Origin of the sequence: Thiothrix litoralis (assembly GCF_017901135.1) — a bacterium.
GTDB classification, from domain to species: domain Bacteria; phylum Pseudomonadota; class Gammaproteobacteria; order Thiotrichales; family Thiotrichaceae; genus Thiothrix; species Thiothrix litoralis.
In genome coordinates, this window is the sequence record NZ_CP072801.1 from 2,435,873 (window position 1) to 2,459,857 (window position 23,985).

Here is a 23,985-nt window from a genome sequence, read left to right on the forward strand (position 1 = left end):
ATGAGGAAAATACCCTCCCTTAGTCTTCGCGGCGGCGGCGGAAGAATGCGGCTGTTGCCAACAACATACTCATGATCGCCACACCCCATTGGCTGAGGGTCGGAACATTGATCGCCTGAGCGTGCAGGCTAGCAATCAGACCGAAACCAACCGTGGTATTGGTTGCACCACCATCCTCTGGCTCTTCACCCCATTTGAGGTCAATCGGCTTGCTGGAGATACTACCATCCGGGTTGAGGATACCGTTGCTATCCGCAGCATCGTCGTCGTTCGGATCATTGCCACCAATGGTCGGCAAATAGCCAGTTGGTGGGACAATATTCACCACATACGCCCCTTCACGCAGATTGCCGAAGTAGTACTTGCCATCCGCATCCGTGGTTTGTGGCTTCAACACATCACCGAAGATGTCAGTTACTGGCTTGCCATCCTTATCCAGCAAGGTAACAGTTGCACCCAGCACGCCTGGTTCACCTGCATCCTGCTTACCGTTGCCGTTCAGGTCAATCCACAGGCGGCTGCCCAGGTTGACAGGGCGGATCAGGCCGCAGTCCACCGTGCTATTACGGCTTTCGTCGTCACCATCCACCTCTGCACCGGGTTCGCTACCCGGCAACAGCGTCACGGCTGATGTCTGATAACTACCCGCCACTACCTTACAGTTACTGTCGGTATTGGATGGATCAGTATCCGGGTCAGCGCCACCTTTGGTCAGGCTGTAACCCGTGTTACTGCTCGGCTTCACGGTGACAATGTAGTTGCCCGGTTTCAGGTTGTCGAACAGATAATTGCCGTTGGCATCCGTGGTCACAGCCGCGACTTGGTTACCGTTGATGTCAATCACCGGCGTGATGCCATCTTCTTCCGTCAAGCTAACGGTGATACCACCGATACCCGGCTCGGCATTGTCCTGCTGACCATTGGCGTTGCTGTCCAGCCAGATTTTGTTACCCAACGAGACTGAGCCGTAGAAGCCGCAGTCAACCGTCATGTTACCGTTGGCGTCGTCACCGTCTGTATCCGATTCCGTACCCGCTTGCAGCGTGAATGGATGGGTTTCGATGGTGCTGTTGATCGGGTTAACACGGCAGTTGCTGTCGTAGTCACTCGCGTCATCATCGGCATCAATACCACCCATAGTCGGGAAGAACCCTGCTGGTGGCTCAACCGTGACGATGTAATCACCTTCCGGCAAATTACCAAACACGTAGAGACCATCACCACCCGTGGTATGTGAGGCAACCGGCTTACCATCCAGATCCGTGGCCGCACGGCCTGAAGCATCCGTCAAAGTAACGACTGCGCCTGACAACAGGCTCTCACCTTCGTCACGCTTGCCATTGGCGTTGCTGTCGATCCAGATCTGGTTGCCGACAGAAACTGGCGTCGTAGACACTGGCTTGCGATCGACGAAGTCGTTGCTGTCATCCGTTTCGTCCGCTACTACGCTAACAGGAATGCTATTGTCGTTGGTGTCGGTGTTGGCAGCGTCGTCTTCAGGTAAAGTACCGTCCTGGTCGATCACAGAGGTGTAACCATCCGGGTCAGTTTCCGCTACCAGATAGTCGCCGGGGGCTACATCAGTGAAGCGGTATGCGCCGCCTGCATCAGTCAGGGTAGTCACAGGCTTACCGTCCTCGTCCAGCACAGGTGTACCGTCTTTGTTCAGTAAGGTAATCAGCACACCTTCGATGGCATCTTCACCAACCGTGTCACCCGTGGTGTCGGCTTTGACCGTACCGCTGATGGTGGCTTTGCCGGGTTCGGGTTTGTAGAAGCCGCAGTCAACCGTCAGGTTGCTGCTAGTGCCGTCACCATCTGCGGTGGCACCGGGTTCTTGGTCAGCCATCAGGTTGAACAGGGCGGTGCTGGCGCTGCCATCGGGTTGGACGGCACAGTTGCTGTCGTTGTTGGCGGGTACTTCATCCACGTCACCGGCGTTTTGCGTCGGCAGGTAGCCTTCCGGGGCTTTGACGTTGATGCTGTAGTCGCCTTCGGGCAGTTTGGTGAAGCCGTACAGGCCGTCTGCCCCGGTGATCGCTGGGGCAATGTCGTTGCCGTCGATATCTTTCGCGGGGTTGCCGTCTTTGTCGAGCAGGGTAACGGTCGCACCTTCCAGACCCATTTCACCTTCACTTTGCAGGCCGTCTTTGTTGGTGTCGATCCAGAGGTAGTCACCGACAGCGACTGGTTTGACTGCATCAACAGGCTTACGCTCTACGAAGTCGTTGCCGTCATCGGTTTCGTCCGCGACGACGCTAACCGGGAGGCTGTTGTCGTTGGTGTCGGTGTTGGCGGCGTCGTCTTCCGGGGTGGTGCTGTCTTGGTCGCTGACAGAGGTGTATCCAGTCGGGTCAGTTTCCACGACCAAATAGTCGCCGGGGGTTACGTCGGTGAAGACATAAGCACCGCTGGCATCGGTCAGGGTGGTCACTGGGTTGCCGTCTTTGTCCAGCACGGGTGTGCCGTCCGGGTTTTGCAAGGCAAGGGTGACGCCTTCAAGCGCGTCTTCGCCTACGGTGTCACCGGTGGTGTCAGCTTTGACCGTACCGCTGATGGTGGCTTTGCCGGGTTCGGGTTTGTAGAAGCCGCAGTCAACCGTCAGGTTGCTGCTAGTGCCGTCACCATCTTCGGTGGCACCGGGTTCTTGGTCAGCCATCAGGTTGAACAGGGCGGTGCTGGCGCTGCCATCGGGTTGGACGGCACAGTTGCTGTCGTTGTTGGCGGGTACTTCATCCACGTCACCGGCGTTTTGCGTCGGCAGGTAGCCTTCCGGGGCTTTGACGTTGATGCTGTAGTCGCCTTCGGGCAGTTTGGTGAAGCCGTACAGGCCGTCTGCCCCGGTGATCGCTGGGGCAATGTCGTTGCCGTCGACATCTTTCGCGGGGTTGCCGTCTTTGTCGAGCAGGGTAACGGTCGCACCTTCCAGACCCATTTCACCTTCACTTTGCAGGCCGTCTTTGTTGGTGTCGATCCAGAGGTAGTCACCGACAGCGACTGGTTTGACGGGTGGGACGATGCCGAAGTCGACGGTGAGGTTGGAACGGGCGTCTTCGGTACCGATCCCGTCGTTGCCATCTACGCCAGTGGCGGTGGTTTCGAGGAGCGGCTCTTGGTCGTCCAGTACCACGAGGTTGGAACACAGGCCAGTGCTGGTGTCGTCAGTGCCGTTGTCGTCGCCGTCGAGGTCGGTGTTAGCATCCAAAGCGTTGCCACCGGTGCTGGCGGTGTAGCCTTCCAGGACGTTGCCTGCAAGGAAGTTGTCCGCAACGACGCAGACTTGGTAGCTGCCTGCGGCGAGGCCACCGAACAGGTAGCGGCCTGTTGCGTCGGTTGTGGTGGAAGTCACGACTGCACCCGCTGCGTCTTTCAGTTCCAGCGTGATGCCTGCGGTGGCGGGCAATTCGCCTACATCCGCCAAGCCGTTGTTGTTGGTGTCGATCCAGACGCGGTTGCCGAGGCTGTGGGTCGGTGCTTTCGGTTGATAGAAGCCGCAGTCTACGCTCAGGTTGCTGTTGGCGTCGGTGTCGCCATCGTCAATCGGTTCGCCACCGGCGGTGAGGGTAAATAGAGCCGTTTGGATGTTACTGCCAACCACCGCACAGTTGCTGTCGGTGTTGGAGGCGTCTTCATCCACATCGGCACCGCCCTTGGTGACAACGTAGCCTTCAGGGGCAGCTACGCTGATGCTGTAGTCGCCTTCGGGCAGGTTGCTGAACAGGTATTTGCCGTCAGTACCCACGGTGAGCGGAGCCACGTCATTGCCGTCGAGGTCTTTGACCGGGTTGCCGTCTTTATCGAGCAGGGTAATGACTGCGCCTTCCAATGCTGCCTCACCTTCGTCTTGGATGCCGTCTTCGTTGGCATCGATCCAGAGGTAGTCACCGACGGCGACTGGTTTGGCTGGCACAACAGGTGGCAGAACTGCGAAGTCAACCGTCAGGTTGGAACGGTTATCTTCCGTACCAGCACCATCATCACCCGCAATACCACTCGCCGTCGACATTTCACTGGTTGGTTCTTTGCCGTCTATGACCACCACGTTGGAACACAGGCCGTCTTCAACCGTTGTGTCACCGTTGTCGTTATTGTCACCATTGTCATTCGCATCAGCTTCCTTACCATTCACACCCGCGGTATAATTGAGCAGCTTGCCTACACCCGTGAAGTTATTGGCGGAAACGCACACTTGATACTCACCGGCATTCATACCACTGAACAAGTAGTAACCGCCTGCGGTCATGGTGCTCTCAATAATTGCACCGCTGTTGTCGCGCAACTCGACCTTAACCCCATTAGGCAGGCTTTCTCCGTCATCGAATTGACCGTTGTTGGCTTTAGCTGCATCGCCTGCACCGTCGTCCACCCAGACCATATTACCGATACTGTGGGTTGCCACGACTGGCTTACGCTCTACGAAGTCGTTACCGTCATCGGTTTCGTCCGCGACGACGCTAACCGGGAGGCTGTTGTCGTTGGTGTCGGTGTTGGCGGCGTCGTCTTCCGGGGTGGTGCTGTCTTGGTCGCTGACAGAGGTGTATCCAGTCGGGTCAGTTTCCACGACCAAATAGTCGCCGGGGGTTACGTCGGTGAAGACATAAGCACCGCTGGCATCGGTCAGGGTGGTCACTGGGTTGCCGTCTTTGTCCAGCACGGGTGTGCCGTCCGGGTTTTGCAAGGCAAGGGTGACGCCTTCAAGCGCGTCTTCGCCTACGGTGTCACCGGTGGTGTCAGCTTTGACCGTACCGCTGATGGTGGCTTTGCCGGGTTCGGGTTTGTAGAAGCCGCAGTCAACCGTCAGGTTGCTGCTGGTGCCGTCACCGTCTGCGGTGGCACCGGGTTCTTGGTCAGCCATCAGGTTGAACAGGGCGGTGCTGGCGCTGCCATCGGGTTGGACGGCACAGTTGCTGTCGTTGTTGGCGGGTACTTCATCCACGTCACCGGCGTTTTGCGTCGGCAGGTAGCCTTCCGGGGCTTTGACGTTGATGCTGTAGTCGCCTTCGGGCAGTTTGGTGAAGCCGTACAGGCCGTCTGTACCCGTGATCGCTGGGGCAATGTCGTTGCCGTCGACATCTTTCGCGGGGTTGCCGTCTTTGTCGAGCAAGGTAACGGTCGCACCTTCCAAACCCATTTCACCTTCACTTTGCAGGCCGTCTTTGTTGGTGTCGATCCAGAGGTAGTCACCGACAGCGACTGGTTTGACGGGTGGGACAATGCCGAAGTCGACGGTGAGGTTGGAACGGGCGTCTTCGGTACCGATGCCGTCGTTGCCATCTACGCCAGTGGCGGTGGTTTCGAGGAGCGGCTCTTGGTCGTCCAGTACCACGAGGTTGGAACACAGGCCAGTGCTGGTGTCGTCAGTGCCGTTGTCGTCAGTGCCGTTGTCGTCACCGTCGAGGTCGGTGTTGGCATCCAAAGCGTTACCACCGGTGCTGGCGGTGTAGCCTTCCAGGACGTTGCCTGCAAGGAAGTTGTCCGCAACGACGCAGACTTGGTAGCTGCCTGCGGCGAGGCCACCGAACAGGTAGCGGCCTGTTGCGTCGGTTGTGGTGGAAGTCACGACTGCACCCGCTGCGTCTTTCAGTTCCAGCGTGATGCCTGCGGTGGCGGGCAATTCGCCTACATCCGCCAAGCCGTTGTTGTTGGTGTCGATCCAGACGCGGTTGCCGAGGCTGTGGGTGGGTGCTTTCGGTTGATAGAAGCCGCAGTCTACGCTCAGGTTGCTGTTGGCGTCGGTGTCACCATCGTCAACCGGTTCGCCACCGGCGGTGAGGGTAAATAGAGCCGTTTGGATGTTACCGCCAACCACCGCACAGTTGCTGTCGGTGTTGGAGGCGTCTTCATCCACATCGGCACCGCCTTTGGTGACAACGTAGCCTTCAGGGGCAGCTACGCTGATGCTGTAGTCGCCTTCGGGTAGGTTGCTGAACAGGTATTTGCCGTCAGTACCCACGGTGAGCGGAGCCACGTCATTGCCGTCGAGGTCTTTGACCGGGTTGCCGTCTTTATCGAGCAGGGTGATGACTGCGCCTTCCAGCGCAGCTTCGCCTTCGTCTTGGATGCCGTCTTCGTTGGCATCGATCCAGAGGTAGTCACCGACGGCGACTGGTTTGGCTGGCACAACAGGTGGCAGAACTGCGAAGTCAACCGTCAGGTTGGAACGGTTATCTTCCGTACCAGCACCATCATCACCCGCAATACCACTCGCCGTCGACATTTCACTGGTTGGTTCTTTGTCGTCTATGACCACCACGTTGGAACACAGGCCGTCTTCAACCGTTGTGTCACCGTTGTCGTTGTTGTCACCATTGTCATTGGCATCAGCTTCCTTACCATTCACACCAGCGGTATAATTGAGCAGCTTGCCTACACCCGTGAAGTTATTGGCGGAAACGCACACTTGATACTCACCGGCATTCATACCACTGAACAAGTAGTAACCGCCTGCGGTCATGGTGCTCTCAATAATTGCACCGCTGTTGTCGCGCAACTCGACCTTAACCCCGTTAGGCAGGCTTTCTCCGTCATCGAATTGACCGTTGTTGGCTTTAGCTGCATCGCCTGCACCGTCGTCCACCCAGACCATATTACCGATACTGTGGGTTGCCACGACTGGCTTACGCTCTACGAAGTCGTTACCGTCATCGGTTTCGTCCGCGACGACGCTAACCGGGAGGCTGTTGTCGTTGGTGTCGGTGTTGGCGGCGTCGTCTTCTGGGGAAGTGCTGTCCTGATCGCTGACAGAGGTGTATCCAGTCGGGTCAGTTTCCACCACCAGATAGTCGCCGGGGGTTACGTCGGTGAAGACATAAGCACCGCTGGCATCGGTCAGGGTGGTCACTGGGTTGCCGTCTTTGTCCAGCACGGGTGTGCCGTCCGGGTTTTGCAAGGCAAGGGTGACGCCTTCAAGCGCGTCTTCGCCTACGGTGTCACCGGTGGTGTCAGCTTTGACCGTACCGCTGATGGTGGCTTTGCCGGGTTCGGGTTGGTAGAAGCCGCAGTCAACCGTCAGGTTGCTGCTAGTGCCGTCACCGTCTGCGGTGGCACCGGGTTCTTGGTCAGCCATCAGGTTGAACAGGGCGGTGCTGGCGCTGCCATCGGGTTGGACGGCACAGTTGCTGTCGTTGTTGGCGGGTACTTCATCCACGTCACCGGCGTTTTGCGTCGGCAGGTAGCCTTCCGGGGCTTTGACGTTGATGCTGTAGTCGCCTTCGGGCAGTTTGGTGAAGCCGTACAGGCCGTCTGTACCCGTGATCGCTGGGGCAATGTCGTTGCCGTCGACATCTTTCGCGGGGTTGCCGTCTTTGTCGAGCAAGGTAACGGTCGCACCTTCCAAACCCATTTCACCTTCACTTTGCAGGCCGTCTTTGTTGGTGTCGATCCAGAGGTAGTCACCGACAGCGACTGGTTTGACGGGTGGGACAATGCCGAAGTCGACGGTGAGGTTGGAACGGGCGTCTTCGGTACCGATGCCGTCGTTGCCATCTACGCCAGTGGCGGTGGTTTCGAGGAGCGGCTCTTGGTCGTCCAGTACCACGAGGTTGGAACACAGGCCAGTGCTGGTGTCGTCAGTGCCGTTGTCGTCAGTGCCGTTGTCGTCACCGTCGAGGTCGGTGTTGGCATCCAAAGCGTTACCACCGGTGCTGGCGGTGTAGCCTTCCAGGACGTTGCCTGCAAGGAAGTTGTCCGCAACGACGCAGACTTGGTAGCTGCCTGCGGCGAGGCCACCGAACAGGTAGCGGCCTGTTGCGTCGGTTGTGGTGGAAGTCACGACTGCACCCGCTGCGTCTTTCAGTTCCAGCGTGATGCCTGCGGTGGCGGGCAATTCGCCTACATCCGCCAAGCCGTTGTTGTTGGTGTCGATCCAGACGCGGTTGCCGAGGCTGTGGGTGGGTGCTTTCGGTTGATAGAAGCCGCAGTCTACGCTCAGGTTGCTGTTGGCGTCGGTGTCACCATCGTCAACCGGTTCGCCACCGGCGGTGAGGGTAAATAGAGCCGTTTGGATGTTACCGCCAACCACCGCACAGTTGCTGTCGGTGTTGGAGGCGTCTTCATCCACATCGGCACCGCCTTTGGTGACAACGTAGCCTTCAGGGGCAGCTACGCTGATGCTGTAGTCGCCTTCGGGTAGGTTGCTGAACAGGTATTTGCCGTCAGTACCCACGGTGAGCGGAGCCACGTCATTGCCGTCGAGGTCTTTGACCGGGTTGCCGTCTTTATCGAGCAGGGTGATGACTGCGCCTTCCAGCGCAGCTTCGCCTTCGTCTTGGATGCCGTCTTCGTTGGCATCGATCCAGAGGTAGTCACCGACGGATACAGGGTAGGTTACTACCACTGGCGGAAGCACACCGAAGTCAACCGTCAGGTTGGAACGGGCATCTTCAGTGCCCACACCATCGTCACCCGCCGTGCCGCTGGCAGTATCCGTTTCACCCGTGGGTTCATCGGCTCCCAAGGTAATGACATTGGAACACAGCCCATCTGCCACAACGTCGCTGCCATTGTCATTGCTGTCCACATTGCTGTTTGCATTGGCTTCATTGCCGCCGGTGCTGGCGGTGAATCCTGCCAGTTTCGCGCCGTCAGCAAAGTTGCTGGCAACAACACAAACCTTGTAATCGCCTGCTGCTAGGCCACTGAACAAGTAGAAACCCTTGTCGGTGGTCGTGCTACTCAACACTGTGCCTGCCGCATCGCGTAACTCGACGCTTACGCCATCAGCGACAGCCGCTTCACCGGCATCCATCAAGCCATTGTTGGCATTCGCAGCAGTGCCTGCGCCATCATCCACCCAAACCTTGTTACCCAAACTGTGAGTTGGCATTTTTGGCTGGTAGAAACCACAGTCAATGCTCAGGTTGCTGTTAGCGTCGGTGTCGCCGTCATCAATGGGTTCACCACCGGCGGTGAGGGTAAATAGAGCCGTTTGGATGTTACTGCCAACCACCGCACAATTGCTGTCGGTGTTGGAAGCGTCATTATCCGCATCCGCGCCACCTTTGGTTACAATATAGCCATCAATAGCTTTGACCGTAATGCTGTACTCGCCTTCCGGCAAGTTGCTGAACAGGTATTTACCGTCGGTGAGGGTCGTCACAGGTAGAACATCATTACCTTCGATGTCTTTGACCGGGTTGCCATCCTTGTCTAGCAGGGTGACAACAGCACCTTCCATCGGCAGTTCGCCTGCATCCTGTATGCCATCTTCGTTCGCGTCGATCCAGATGGTGTCACCAACAGAAACCGGCGTAGTAGGTAGCACCTTTAATGGTGCACATGCCTCATCCTCTTCCAGCGTACCGGCAGCAAAAGCATCCAGTAAATCAGCTTCGCTTTTGTTATTAGGGGTGGAATTCGCGTCGGCATCGGCCTCAACTACTGCGGATACTTGCGCGCAGTTGGTGACAGTCGTCTCCGCAGCCCAAGATTGATTTGCCGCAGTCAGCACGCCAACCGAACAGAATGTCAGCAGCAGTGCTTTTGCACTAGTCATTTTTTTCATTATTATGGCTCTCTTTGTTCTAAGTTATAGCTTTGTTGGCCGTTATTTAACCGTTACAGTAATGTTCAGTTCTTTGGATTCATCTTTCGCCAAATCACCGACTGTCCACACACCCATCGTCTCATCATAGACATCGGCACCGTACAGCGTCGCCCCATCATCGCTGACGTAAGTAATGCCCCCCGGCAATTTGTCAGTCACCGCTACACCCGTTGCAGTATCCGGGCCAGTATTGAAAACCTTCAAGGTATACACCACGGTATCACCCGCCTTAGCTTCGGCCTTATCCGCCACCTTGGTCAGGCTAACATTAGCTTCCGGCACACTCACAGGTGTGAAGAAACCAAAGTCAACCGTCACGTTGGAAGCAATATCAGGCCACGCATCGTTGTCATCATCGGTCGCATCGCCGGAACGTACCGTTTCGTTTTCAGGTTCTGCCGGTGTTTCATCCAGCGTCACTTCGCCGGAAACCAGCCCCAGTGCAGCATCCGTCGTGACACCGTTATCGTTGTTGTCGACATTAGTATCAGGAGAAGCCTCCTCACCCGTGTCGGATGATTTCATCCCAGCCAAGGCTGCTTGTGCAACAGGGTCAGGAATCGCAACCCGGTACTTGCCTGCCACCAGACCTTCAAACCAGTAATGCCCGTTGGCATCGGTCTTGGTGGTCGCAATCACCGCATTAGTGCTGTCCAGCAAGTTGACCGTCACATCTGCAATCCCCGCTTCACCTACGTCTGCAATACCGTTGTCGTTCTCGTCTTTCCACACCAAGTTGCCCAAGCGGTATTTCATGGTTGGTACGATAATCCCCACCTGACGTGGTTCCGCTGTATCCAGACGCTGGTTGTTGGACTGTTGGGTGACACGGTGCGCCAGTGAGTTCCATGCCGGATTGAAGTAACGGGTATTACCGACAATACTCGGTGGTGCATTTTCCGGTGCCACCATCGGGACGTTAAAGGTCAGTGATTGCAACGGTTCCCAATACGGGGCAGAAGCAAATGCCGCTTTGATACGGAATGCTGTCACCTTGGAAAAGTCGGCGGGAGATGCACTCCAGTCATCCGTGCAACCGGCCTGCCAATGATCAGCCGGGGTTTCGGTCGCTGAAGAGGAAACTTCCGGGCGGCACGGGTTAGCAGCCGTGGAATATTCAACTACTGCACCGGCTGACGCTGTGTAAGCATCAGCAGCAGTAATCGGGCCAGTCATCACAGGCCGCCATTCACTGCCACGTTGCAGGCCGGAAACCGGCTGGCCTACCCCGGTATCGCCCTTGGCTGGCAATACGTCGTAAAGGATGTAATTGCTCAGCGCTTCGTTACCCTTGTTGGTGACTAATACTTTGTAATTGAACGCGCCATTGTGTGAAACCTGTGCCACACACGGGAAACGGGTATAACCGTCGCCATCTGCCGGGCATTGTTCATTGGTGACAGCCGGGCTGGTCAACGGGTCATCCACGTTAGGCAGGGTTGGGTATTCACCTTTCACCCACTTCTCGGCAGAAATTACCGCAGCGGAAACCACATCGAATCCAATTGGTTTGGTGCAGGCATTTTCCGTTACATTGCCATCGCCATCTAGATCGTTACTGTCAACCACTTCAGGGGTATTCGTGCAACTGAAGCGCGGGCTATTGTCAAAAAACGCCATTTCATTGGTATAACCACCCACCACCGTACCGGGCTTAACCTTGGCCGTCACTTCAAGCGTCATGGCTCCACCGACCGCGAAATCGGCGGCATTGGCAGTGCCCGGAGAACCATCAAGCTTCACTGAATCCGCTGGCGGTGTGGCAGCCCATGAGAAACGCACCAAGGTACGCCCTGTGCCCTTATAATCCTTAATTACCTCCATATTTGGTTCAGGAAAATCTGTCGTTGCCCAGTTACCGGCAAAGCTATCCCAACTCACGAAATCCAGTTCTTTCGGTAACAAGTCAGAAACCACCGGGTTGACGGCTGCACCTGTTGAACTATCCCAAGCGTGTTCGGCGTACAGTTTAAACTTCACCTCACTATCGGGTGCGAAAGCAGAACCATTGGTTATCGACTTATCCAGCCAAACCGCTGGTGTCGCTTCTTCAATAAAAGTTTGATCGCAAATCTCACCTGACGAGCCAGTTGTTGTATCAAATTTCGTAAACGTACCCACGACACAGTTCTTCACATCGACTGGATACGGCCCAACAACAGCAGATGTATTCGCTTTCATCGTGGTTGACCAGTATGGGTTAAACTGCCAACCACGAGGAACTGCCGGACCATCTGGCCCTAGATCCTTGAATTTCCAACGTAAGCACTGGGTATCCTCAGGCAACGGATAACTCGTTGATGAATCATCACTTGCTGCATCCACCACCAAATCGGTATACGCCGCTGTCTGGCAATCTCCCCCTACCGTCGCATAACTCAAAGTTAAACGTACATCACTGCCTGACGGTGCATTCGTCGTAGGCGGAGAATTCCACGTTCCCACAAAGACTTCAGTTGGCACAATACCGGTTGGCGTGCTGGGCAACGCATCATAAAGCGTCAAATCAGGGACAGGCGCATTCGAGCCATAAGTATCCGCTCGAATCCCCCAGTTAAAACCATCAGAGGGTGGCATCGCACCTGCCAATACGTCTTGCGCCCACTTGCTTAAGTTAACGCCCGGCGTTGGTTCACCCATGTCCTCAGTAATCACTGCATTCGGGCCAATCGCCCCTTCATTCGCGTTCGCACTAAGCGTATTGGTAATGCTCGTGCCAATCGGGAAGGTCGCTTCCGGGTAACGCAAGGTATAGGTCTTGGTGATACAAACCTGGGAAGTATAATCCTTGCCTGCATACAGGGCGGTCAAATCCTGGCTACCCAAATCCCACGTCAGTTCACTACCGCTGGCTGTTGCGCCCCCGTTATTCACCACGGTTGCACCTGCCGGGAAGGCATCCTTGAGCGTCACGCCCGTGAGGTTCACGTTGCCAACAGCGGAATTTGAGCAGAAATCCACTTGATAACCAACGTCAGTATTCGGTGCAGGCTTCAGGTTGGTAGCAGGGGAAACCCGTGCTTTTTTGATGCTCCAGTTCGGGGCAGAAGCACCGACAGTGACGGGAGCAGCCGTAGAAGGCACGCTGCCATTATCAAGAGAATCAGGCATCGTAATGACCGACGTAGCGGTATTTGCCAACACGGTATCTTCTGCCGTACCGAGTTTGACCCGCGTGACCACATCAATATTGAAGCTATCCCCGCCATTGAATACGGCATCCTTGGTGATCTTGATAACAGGGTTGGTAGCATCACACGAAACCACCGTAAACCCGGTCGGAACCGCGCAACTAACAGCTTCAAGCGCGGCAGGCAACGTGTCTTCAATCGTCAAGTCGCCGCAATCCGACGTAAGGCTGGAACACGCCAGTTTAAAACGGTACTGAACAGCCTCCCCCGGCTTCGCGGTAGCAGGTGTTAATAATTCCTTGGTGAATGTTTGTGTCCCTGTTGCATGAGCTGATTGAGCAGACAGCAGCAAAACCCCTAGCCCCACAAAATGCCAAGGCATTAAAGGTGTTTTTTTGTACATTCTATCCGACCTATTGTTATCATTATTGGAAGCCCCGGTGTCAGTTTGATTTTAATTTCTTGTTAATTTATCTAGTCCGAAAAATCATACCATTCATCAAGTTTATGCCTGAACTCAAATCCGAAGAACGGTAGGAATATTTTAATTCGTTTTGGGTCAACACCATCGGCACTTCCCTGTGCCTGATGGGTTGTAACCGTTAAGTCTTTTTACTTAACCATTGCGCTGATTGCCAACGACTTAACGGCACCATCAGCAGGCAGACTGCCCGCCACTGTCCAAGTCAGCGTGCGCGTCGCGGTATCGTAGACAACTTCCGGGTTTGGAGACGCTGGGGCAACATATTCCAGGGTGCTTGGCAGCACGTCGGTAATCACCACGCCGGTAGCAACGTTCGGGCCTTTGTTGGTCACAGACAACGTGTACACAACGGTTTGCCCACGGCGGACATCCGTAATAGCAGCACCTTTATCATCAGCTACCGTTTTGGTCAGCTCAACGTCAGCTTTCGGGACAATGGTGATTTTGGCAATATCATGGTCATCTTCGTCATTGGCTTTATCAGCTTTGCCGTCTTCACTCACCACATCATCTTTGACGGTATCGTCATTGGTCGCATCTGGTGTGGAGTCCTTATCTGTGAGTGGATTGCCGCTGCCATCAACACCGGTTGCTGCACTGATTTCTGCGGCATTTTCAAGAGCGCCCAGCACTGCGGTTGACTCTACCGTAAAGGTAATATCCAGTGTTGTGCTGGCATTAGCCGCCAAACTGGCGATAGGCGTAGTCAGCGTTGCAATATTACCGACCACTGTCCATTGGGCTGCTGATGCATCAGCCAGTTTCAGACCCGTTGGGATGTAATCCGTCACGGTAATGGCGGTAGCTTCAACGCCGCCCTGATTGCTGACCGTCATCTCGAACGTAACGGTATCACCCACACTCAAGGAAACCGGCAAGGTCGGATCAGTCGCATCCGGCGCGGGTGTTTTAACCCGTTTCATCAAAGCCAAGTCAAACGTAGGCTGTGCCGTAAAGCTGATCTTGTAGTCTTCAACCTCACCATCAGCGAAACCTGTCGTGTCCGCCAACGTCCCGGCAGCATCTGTCGCAGTCAGGGCAACGTTACTTAGGCGGCAACGGGCATAACTATCACCCGCCGTTGTCGTCACCGGAACGTCTGGCATGGTAACGTCAATTTGCGCCGCATTATTATTGGGCACAACGGCAGAACCAAACTCGCCAGCATCAAACGTGCCATTGGCATCATAATCAATCCAGCAACCGAGGTAGGCATCAGCCCCTGAGGTATTCACGGGTGCGGTCGTGGTTTGCAACTTGACATTTTTTTGCCCCACTACTAATGATGAAATATTGATACCGTCTTCATCCGCGCCGTCTTTATCTGCATCAGCGCCTAAAGGTGTTGGGGCATCCGCTTCATCATCAATGGCAGCACCCAGCTTCAACCATGGCACAACTTCATGTTGAGCACCGCCCTTAGCCAGCGAGGTCTTGTAGCTATCCGGGGCATCACCAAAGTCATACACAATGTTGACAGTAACAGGTGCGCAGGACTCATCATCTTCAACAACCGTTGTCCCAGACATATTATTGGGTTGTGAATCCACGTCGATTTCGGTGGTAGCAGAAACCTCCGCACAGTTGGTAATGTCAGCAGCCCAAGATTGATTAGCGGCCACCAATACGCCAACAGCACAACAGGTCAATAACAGCCCTTTCAAATTAGTCTTATTTTTCATCATTATAACCCTTTCTATTAATTGTAAATTCACGAAGCCATCAGTTTACCGTGACCGTAATGTGCAGCACCTTGCTGTCCTCTTTCAGCAACTCACCCACCGTCCAAACCCCGGTCGTTTTGTCATACGCGCCACTACTATCATCGCTGACCCAAGTCACGCCTGCCGGTAATTGATCGGTAACGGCGACACCCGTAGCGGTATCTGGCCCAGCATTAGCCGCAGTCAGGGTATAAACCACCGTGTCGCCACGCTTTGCCTCTGATTTGTCGGCAACTTTGACCAAACTGACATCTGTCGTGACGACTGGAATACTTTTGTAACCAATATCCAAGGTGTGATTATTTTCACCAGCACTACCTGCCGTAAAAGTGATTTCCCCGGTAGATGTCGCGTCCGAGTCACGAAGATCCGTTACCGGATTATTGTCAAGGATGCCATCAGCGTTTTGGGTAGTAATGCTCAAGCCATCGAGGGGTGCTTGAGCCGCTGCAACCGTGATTTTGCAGCTTTCATCCGCCTCCATAAAAGTCGCATTGGTTTTATTAGAGAATAGGAATTGCCCACCATTAGCCGTTTTCATGGTCGCTGTCTCTGTGCCGCAAGTCAGGGTTACGTCTACATTATCAATACCTGCTTCGTCTGCATCCTGGATACCATCGCCGTCAGTGTCTTGCCAAATACGGTTGCCTACTTCGATGGGTGCAGGGTCACACAATGCCTCAAGATCCCCCATTCCATTACCCTTGGAATTATTACTGACAGCACTATTCTCATACAGGTAATAGGTTTTCAGGGGTGCTCCATTTTCATTGTTTAACCATAAAATACCACCTGAATTAGCAGTTTCTGCACCAAATGGGTAAGCAGGGTTAACACCGCCAACCATTAATTGGCTGCCACCAAACACCGCGAGATTACCCATAGTAATTTCTTCGTGGGAGCTGGCGCTTGTATTACCATCACCCCAGAAGAATTCACCATTACCATCGCCGCGCCCCACTCCCGAAGCAAGGTGGCTGCCGCACGCATTTGGGTTATCTGTTTCCGGTGTATACGTTTCATTTGTAGCGTCATAAGAAGCGCACAGCACATCACCACGTGTTGCCACCCCGTTAATCGTTGTCCCTTTAATAATAATCCCGGAAGCTATTTGGTCTCCAGTGCGGTCTCTCAACCCCAGAATCATATCATCGCCGTAAAACTCAATATCGGACAACATCGGGCTCTCGTATCCCTGATAGTAACCACCAGCATCCGTCCAGGCACTACGCCAGGCTTCCCAGGATGTTTTGCCAGTCTCATATTGATTTTCTCGCACCACCCCAGGGTCAAAATGGGTAACACGTGTCCAGGTTTTACTAGCGGGGTTATCGAGTCGATAGACGAATGCCCGAAGATCATTCGCGTCCTTAGATTCTTCTGCCGAACACACCGCCCCCGCAAACAACTTGCCATCTTTATAACTTAAGCCGAATGGGCGTATGCTGGTAGTAGAATTATTCGGGCAATCTACGGCATTCAACGGAAAATCAAATGTATTCAGCTTGGAACCATCTGCTGTTGAAATCTCAATGATTTGCTTGGTCGTCAAATTACTGACAAACAATGACTTATTATCGTCGGAAATTTCAATATCACCGAGGCTACACTTGCCTACCTGATCGAATTCCGCATCAGAATACCCTGCATTGGCAAGATCGCCATGAGAACCACAAACCGATAAACCGAGATCAGTTTCAAGATTCACCCATGCCTCTGGCGCACTGACGGCGCTACCATCCGCAGGATTGATCTTCACCCGGTAAACTTGCCCACGCCCGCCGGGACCAAAGCCGACGTATTGCTCCTTCATGGCAGCAGCGTATAAATAATTGTCTTTTCTATTCCACGCAATACCAAAAATTGCCCCAAGTTGTTTGGACTCACCAAACGTGACGGGTGCAACATCTTGCCAACTTGATAGCTTGTAAGCTTCCGCACTCGGCGCGGTAACACCCGCACTGTAGGGCACGCCGACTAACGTCGGATTCGTAGTATCCTGCACTAATGGCCAAAAATATGTTGTAGAAACAATGGGATCAGCTTGGCAATAATCCGCAGGATTGCTCACCGCCGCATTAACGTTACTGGCATCGCCTTTAACAAACTGTACAGATGTGCCACCAGCACTACCATTCTTCAACCAACTTTGTGCCCACGAGAATTCCACGCGGTAATCGGCACTATCTGCGATGTTCAGGGTGTAAGTACCATCAACACCAGACGTTGCGCTGGCTTTTTCCGCACCAGTAGCATCAAAAGCTTTGATGGTGACACCGACCATCCCCATTTCCTTGAAACTAGCGCCGGTATCAAATACACCATTGGCGTTGAAGTCCCGGAAAACCTTGCCGGAAATATCCGCGTAAACAGATGGGGAGGAGAGAAGCAAAGCGCCAAGCCCCAAAGGCTGCCAATGTTTTAATATTGTTTTATTCCACATAATATCTGACTTTTAGTTATCATTATTGAAAGAGCAGTCAGGCTACTCAGCCGATTCCGGGAACGCCCCCACGAATTGCCAACTATCCTGCTCTGGCTGATACGCGAAACGGTACATCCGCCTGTGCGGATTATTTTCTGCCAGCAAGCGGAAGCCAAACTCCAATTCTTTCACCTGCATCACATATTGCCCACCACGCTCTTGCCCGAAGCTGAATTTACGCACACTGGTGCTATTCCCATCCGGCAAGGTTGCTAGTGCAAACTCATGGCGAGCATCTGCGGTGAAATCCCCCGCCGCATCCAGTGCCACCGAATACACATCCGACGAACGCGCCGACCCAAAATACAGGCGTTTGTGTTCCGCCCCGTTGAATACCCCGACCCCAATCGCGTCGGTATTCTCAAGCTGGCTCATGACTTTTTTGGTGGCAACGTCCACGCGATAAATTCTACCATTCGCTTGCTTCGGTTCTGAACCCGCCAGCGAACTGGCATACAGGCTGTTGGTATCGCAATCGTAAAACAAGCCCATCACCCCGAATGGGTTGGAGGGCGATGGTGGGGCAACCGCAGGCAATTCCAGCCACAACGCCATTTCCCCGGTCTGTGCCTCAATGCGGTAAAGGCGGTTTTGCAAGGCAGGTGGGTTTTCGGCGAGGCTCACTTCCGGCGTTGGGGCGACGTAAATATTACCGCCGCTATCCCGCGCAAACGCACCCACATGCCCCGCATCATCCCAACTCGGGTGCTGCCACGACTTCCCCGATTGCGGTTGCAGCAAGCGTAAGCCCATATACCCTTGCTGCTGGGTATCAATCGCCACCTGCGTCCCCATCCCGGTTTTGCTGATGAAAGCAGGCATCGCCCGGCAAGCATCCGCCACGCCCGGTTTGAAATGCCCCATGTCCGGCTTGCCGCAAGCACTCAGCAGCCCTGCAACGCAGGCCATGCCCCATAACATCTTGTCCATAAAACTATTTAACCGTTACCGTAATCGTCAACGTCTTAGCATCACCTTTCGCGAGACTCCCCAGCGTCCACAGGCCAGTCGCCGGGATGTAATCCCCCTTACCATCATCTTCAACATACGTCACTGTGTCTGGCAACTGGTCAGTCACGACCACGCCACTGGCTATAGCCGGCCCCGCATTGGTGGCAGTTAAGGTATACACCAGCGTATCACCACGATGGGCAGTGGTTTTATCTACCACCTTGGTCAAGCTAATATCGGTAACAGGCGCACTCTGGTAACCAATATCCAGCGCATGGTTGTTTTCACCTGCACCACCGGCGGTAAAGGCAATCTCGGCTGTACCCGCATTATCCGTAGCATCCGAGTCGCGCACATCGGTCAGGGCATTATTGCTGGTAACGCCATCGGTATTGGCAGTAGCCAGTTTGTAATCTTTCACCACGGGCTGGGAACTATCCACCTTCACCACGCAACTTTCACCATAGCCCATAAACGTGGCATTACCCCCGGCTTTATTGGTAAACAGGAACTGCCCACCATTGGCAGTAGTCACCGTTGCTTCATCCGTCCCGCAAATCAGCTTGACGGCGACACCATCAATACCAGCTTCATCCGCATCCTGAATGCCGTCGCTATCCTGATCCAACCACACTCGGTCGCCTACTTCCACAGGCGCAGGGTCACACAAGACCTCAATATCGCCCAAACCGACGGTTTTACCGGAAAAACCATTCATTACGCCGATACCATCTGATCCACCTTGCATACCATTCCATAGCTCAGTAGCGCGGACACGCGACCCATTGGCATTTTTAGACCAGTAAACACCGCCACTGTCATAAACCGCCGGATCCATCCCTGCCCAAACCACTTCGCCAGAACCCGGCTTGATCGCCAAACCACCATAAGGCATTTCCTCGTGATAGATCGGAGCAATAGGAATATTATCGTTATAAAACTCACCGCCACCGGGGCCTTTATTATTGTTGGTGCTAAAGCCCGTCACACCACCACATTTTCCTGCACTTTCCAACTGGAATGCCCCCGCCGCATCAGGACAAGCCCGTAACATATCCCCGCCTTGCTGATAAATAATCAGATCGGTTGTTCCAGCAAGCATGAGATTATAAGCACCTAACTGCATACCGGATCGATCCATAAACCCCAGAACCATTGCCCCACTATCGTCGAATTCCAGATCAGTCAACACCGGGGTAGGTCTACCGTAATAGTTGCTGCCAGTAAAGAAATCCGCCGGATTATTTGACCAAGCATTCCACTGACTACCGATAGTGGGGAACGCTGTCGTATTAACAGCACCTTTCGTATAGGTCAGAGGAAAATTTAATTCAACGGCCACACTGGTCGGTGCATTCGGGTCAAAGGACAACACAAATGCCTGTAAATCAGCACGGTTTTTGCTGGTTTCCGCAGAACACACCGCACCGAGATAACCTTTGCCGTGGTGAAACGCCAATGCCCACGGACGCAACACACCGCCTGTACAAGTAGGCAAACCGCTTATATCCGCCAACGGGTATTCCGTTGCACTGGTAGGCGCTACACCCTTGGTAACATCCAACTTAACCAGTGAACCAACACCACCTTTGACCGCATTCAGGTTAGTCACCCACAAGGTTTTACCGTCTTCGGTGAGGTCAATATCCCCGATACCTTGCATCCCAACGGCACTATACGCAGCCGGGTCATTATTCATGGTCGTTACACCAGCGGGCAAACCACGCGCAGTATTATTGCCCAATGTACCGACATTAAGATTGAATGGAGCGGCATCAAGGTCAACAAAGGGAACGGCTCCACCCGCACCATTGGGGCTGTTGAACGCGTAAATCCCCCCCAACCCCAAGGAACCAAGCCCCGCATGACGCTTGACCGTAGCAGCCGCATACAACTTTCCGGTTTCGCGCTGATAAGCCAAACCCCATGTTGAACCAATATCGGATTGTTTGGCGATCGTTGCTTTAGCAGTACCATCGTAGCCCAGTGAATACATCGCCGCATTCGCATTGCTAGCATTACCATTGACATAAACCGGCGTCGCCAGCTTGGGGTTAGCCTGACAATAATTGGCTGGGCTTTGAATACCTAAATTCACATTAGCCGTGGCACCATCTGCTACAAACTGAATACTGCCAGCATTCTGGCTACCCTTGGCTCCAGGCCAGTCGTAGGCGGGAATATTAGTGAATTCAACCCGGTAAGCCCCCGTTCCTGTCGCATCAAGGGTATATTTACCGTCGGCAGCAGTCGTTGCAGTACCCTGGGCAGCCCCCGCTGGATCGTAGGCAGTCACCGTAATGTTACCGAACCCGGCTTCCCCCGCATCCATGACACCATTAGCATTCAGGTCACTGAAAACCGTGCCGCTGATAGCCCCTGCTGCCATAACAGTCGGAACACTTCCAATAATGCCCAACACCAACAAACCACCGCACCAACGCCCTACGCTGGCTGGTTTACATTTCCCTTGATTGATCACGATAACGCCCCCGCATTATTGTTTTATTGTATCGCTCAACTATACAGCAGCATTCACCCAATTGATTGCCCGTTTATCGGATAGCATGAACCGAGCACATCGCTATTTCACCGGCACAAACATCGGCCCCGACCAGCACGGCCAGACCTCAATATTTTGCACACCATTTTTCACCCGCGTATCCGCCCAGCAATATTCGCTACCGGGGTTCCCGTCATTCTTCATCTGCGGCACGTACCACAACACCACATCCTTATCTTTCAGGGGTTCGGCTGGCTCAATGAAATGTTCCGGCCCCTGCTGGTAATCCTTGTTGCAGCACGAACCCATTGTCACCGTATCCTGCTCGCCCTCTTCCGGCTTGTAGGCACTGAAGTAGGTGAATGCATGGTCGCCACGCCCCGCATCGCCAAACTGCCCGCGCCCCGGCTCGACATAAAAGCCCTTGCCATCCTTGCCTGTCACCCGGTACTGATAACCTTCCCCGCTAAACTTGGCATCATCCTGCAAACGCCATTGCTCCTTGTCCCACGCTGTCCAGTCCGCACCGTTCCACTCGGCAACCGTATCGGTGCTGCCCGCGCCTGCTGCATCCAGATCAATCCGCACCACCGGACGATAGGTTCCATCCGTCCCGCAGCCGCGCCCAAAATCGGCCTGTGCCACCCGGAAGCGCCCATCCTTGTAAAACTCAAAGCGCTGCACATAACGGTAATTGCACGGTGTCGGCCACGGCGGCTGACGGAAATCCTGCACCACCGCAAACCCGACTGCCTGCCCATCTTTCACAATCGGCTCGGTTTTTGGGCCATTGTAAGCAATCACCACCGCCGAACTGAACAGCGGACAACCAATCGCATCACTGTACCCAAAGCCTTCGCGGGTCGAATAGCTCACGTGCCAATCCATTACCTTGGCGTTCTTCAGCACTTGTTTGCCATTGAATGTCACCTTGGAAAGCTGCAAACCATCCGAGCCGGTGATCACGTATTCCATATTCCAGCCATCCTGCGACAGGCTATTCACCTTTTCACAGAAATTACGGAAGGTGGTTTCGTTTTCCAGACTGCGTTCCGTGACCACGGTTTTGGGGCCACTCGCGCCCAAATCTGTCCAACGCGTGCCTACCAGTTTGCCAGCGGTCAAATCCACAATCGCCCACAAAGCATCGTTTTCAAACACATAAGTGGGCGCAACACACAGGTGGTGCGAACGTTCGCACATCGAATCCTGCAACGCTGTCTTGAAATCTTTCTTGTCTGGCTGGCGGTTTCTGTCCTGCAAAATGGCTTGCACTTCCGGTGCTGCCCCGGCAATCGCGGAAGCCAGCGCCACCAAACGCGGCGACAAATCCGGCTGCGTGTAATTCTGGCGACTAACACCCAGCACTTGCTGCTGCCCAACATCCACGAACGCAATGGTGGAGGCATTATGGAAATGGTCGTACATCTCTACCCGCCAGCATTCCGCTTGCGCACACGGCCCGGCATTGCCATTGAAGTCCGCAGGCAATGCCTTACGCACCGTCATGATTTCATTGCGCAACGCTTCATGGGTTTTTTCATCACGGGTAAACTGAAGGAATTTTGCATTGGCGACGGCCAGTTGCTGCGCCAGTTGCGCTTTGGCATCCGGCAATTCCTGAGCGTTTAACATCAGGATAGGCGGATTAGCCTGCAACGCCGCTTGCACGCGCTGCCAATAATCAGCCAGTTGTGGAATGTCAGAATGCCATTGCTCACCCGGCACAACTTTCGCCAAGGCGCTGGTGTCGGCAAATTTATCAACCACCGGCAGCGTCACGCTTTTCGGTTTATCATCCCCACAACCCCCAAGCCATAGGAATGCAAGGCATAGAATAATGCCTGAATGGAATTTCATCCGTCTTGCGCGAGATACCCCGTCCTTCAGGTCGGGGAGGGATAGCGCGTCGGCGGAGCCGACCCTGTTCTCGCTCCTCTTTTCGTTTACGCTATTTTGGTTAAACAGGCACAACGAACACGGCATGGACTACACTGTGAGTCATGCCAACGAAACGCGCCTACAAATTCCGGTTTTACCCAGACCTGCAACAAGAAAAGTTGCTGGCGCAGACGTTTGGTTGTGTGCGTTACGTGTACAACAGCATCTTGCGTTACCGCATCGATGCTTACGATCAGGCTCAGGAAAAGGTCAGTTACCTGGGTGCTAATGCGCGGTTGACAGCCATCAAGAAGCTGCCCGAACGGCTTTTTCTGAACGACGTTTCCAGTGTTCCGCTGCAACAATGCTTGCGGAACCAACAAACCGCGTTCAAGAACTTTTTTGAGGGCAGGGCAAAATACCCTGTCTTCAAATCCAAAAAGCACCGACAGTCGGCAGAATTTACTTACCGTGCTTTTACATTCCGCAACGGTGAATTGAAGCTGGCTAAGTGCGATGTGCCGTTGGACATTCGATGGAGCCAGCCACTTCCTGCTGCCCCGACCACTGTCACCGTGTCCAAAGATCAGGCCGGACGCTATTTCGTGTCTTGCTTGTGTGAATTTGACCCCATGCTGCTGCCCGTCACCGATAAAAAGGTGGGCATTGACGTGGGCATCAAGGATTTGTTCGTCACCTCTGACGGTTTTAAGTCCGGCAATCCCCGCCATACCGCCCAACACGCGGTTAAACTGGCGAAGTATCAACGCCGTCTTGCCAAGAAGAAACGCGGCAGCAAGAACCGGCTGAAAGCTAAACGCAAGGTTGCCCGTGTTCACGCGAAGATTTCCGATTGCCGTTCGGACAACTTGCACAAACTGTCCCGCAGATTAATAAACGAGAACCAAGTGATCTGCGTTGAAAACCTCGCCGTGAAGAACATGATTAAGAACCCGACACTGGCCAAGCACATTGCTGATGCAAGCTGGGGGGAATTTACCCGCCAACTGGCGTACAAAGCCCACTGGGCAGGCAGGACGTATGTCGAGATCGACCGTTTCTTTCCTTCCAGCAAACGCTGTAACGGCTGCGGGTTCGTGAAAGCAAACATGCCGCTGGACGTGCGGTCTTGGGAATGCCCCGAATGTGGCGCAACCCACGACCGTGACGTGAATGCGGCACGTAACATTTTAGCCGCCGGACTGGCGGTGTTAGCCTTTGGAGAGAATGTTAGCGGTGATGGCATTTCGGTGTCGTTGTCCTGTTCTCGATGAATTAGGAA

8 protein-coding genes are annotated in these 23,985 nt (G+C 54.2%); 1 reads left to right on the plus strand and 7 read right to left on the minus strand.

From position 1 onward, the window contains the following. Positions 1 to 19 precede the first annotated feature (19 nt). The 7 genes from J9253_RS11865 to J9253_RS11895 all read right to left on the minus strand — a co-directional run bounded on the left by J9253_RS11865 (position 20) and on the right by J9253_RS11895 (position 22,682). On the minus strand, positions 20 to 9,502 hold the full coding sequence (locus J9253_RS11865) for an IPTL-CTERM sorting domain-containing protein (protein WP_210221188.1): 9,483 nt from the start codon (positions 9,500 to 9,502) through the stop codon (positions 20 to 22). A gap of 42 nt (positions 9,503 to 9,544) precedes the next feature. Then, positions 9,545 to 13,078, minus strand: coding sequence for an SdrD B-like domain-containing protein (locus tag J9253_RS11870; RefSeq protein ID WP_210221189.1), 3,534 nt, complete (start codon positions 13,076 to 13,078; stop codon positions 9,545 to 9,547). A 209-nt stretch (positions 13,079 to 13,287) separates the two neighbouring features. Further along, positions 13,288 to 14,844 (minus strand): DUF11 domain-containing protein, encoded by a 1,557-nt coding sequence (locus tag J9253_RS11875; RefSeq protein WP_210221190.1) that lies wholly within the window; start codon positions 14,842 to 14,844, stop codon positions 13,288 to 13,290. A gap of 37 nt (positions 14,845 to 14,881) precedes the next feature. After that, positions 14,882 to 17,326 (minus strand): SdrD B-like domain-containing protein, encoded by a 2,445-nt coding sequence (locus tag J9253_RS11880; protein ID WP_210221191.1) that lies wholly within the window; start codon positions 17,324 to 17,326, stop codon positions 14,882 to 14,884. A 42-nt stretch (positions 17,327 to 17,368) separates the two neighbouring features. Beyond that, positions 17,369 to 18,298 (minus strand): SMP-30/gluconolactonase/LRE family protein, encoded by a 930-nt coding sequence (locus J9253_RS11885; protein ID WP_210221192.1) that lies wholly within the window; start codon positions 18,296 to 18,298, stop codon positions 17,369 to 17,371. Positions 18,299 to 18,302: 4 nt separating this feature from the next. Then, positions 18,303 to 20,801 (minus strand): SdrD B-like domain-containing protein, encoded by a 2,499-nt coding sequence (locus tag J9253_RS11890; protein ID WP_210221193.1) that lies wholly within the window; start codon positions 20,799 to 20,801, stop codon positions 18,303 to 18,305. Between the two features lie 102 nt (positions 20,802 to 20,903). Further along, positions 20,904 to 22,682: a hypothetical protein gene (locus J9253_RS11895; RefSeq protein ID WP_210221194.1), complete on the minus strand. Its 1,779-nt coding sequence runs from the start codon at positions 22,680 to 22,682 to the stop codon at positions 20,904 to 20,906. A gap of 143 nt (positions 22,683 to 22,825) precedes the next feature. Here J9253_RS11895 and J9253_RS11900 point away from each other — a divergent pair, with 143 nt between their 5' ends. Next, positions 22,826 to 23,977: an RNA-guided endonuclease InsQ/TnpB family protein gene (locus J9253_RS11900; RefSeq protein WP_210221195.1), complete on the plus strand. Its 1,152-nt coding sequence runs from the start codon at positions 22,826 to 22,828 to the stop codon at positions 23,975 to 23,977. The last annotated feature ends 8 nt before the right edge of the window (positions 23,978 to 23,985 follow it).

Bases quoted from the DNA above. Each gene is read 5' to 3' on its own strand.
- J9253_RS11880 (WP_210221191.1), bottom strand. From the start codon at position 17,326: ATGTGGAATAAAACAATATTAAAACATTGGCAGCCTTTGGGGCTTGGC.
- J9253_RS11900 (WP_210221195.1), top strand. From the start codon at position 22,826: ATGCCAACGAAACGCGCCTACAAATTCCGGTTTTACCCAGACCTGCAA.
- J9253_RS11875 (WP_210221190.1), bottom strand. From the start codon at position 14,844: ATGATGAAAAATAAGACTAATTTGAAAGGGCTGTTATTGACCTGTTGT.
- J9253_RS11885 (WP_210221192.1), bottom strand. From the start codon at position 18,298: ATGGACAAGATGTTATGGGGCATGGCCTGCGTTGCAGGGCTGCTGAGT.
- J9253_RS11895 (WP_210221194.1), bottom strand. From the start codon at position 22,682: ATGAAATTCCATTCAGGCATTATTCTATGCCTTGCATTCCTATGGCTT.
- J9253_RS11870 (WP_210221189.1), bottom strand. From the start codon at position 13,078: ATGTACAAAAAAACACCTTTAATGCCTTGGCATTTTGTGGGGCTAGGG.
- J9253_RS11865 (WP_210221188.1), bottom strand. From the start codon at position 9,502: ATGAAAAAAATGACTAGTGCAAAAGCACTGCTGCTGACATTCTGTTCG.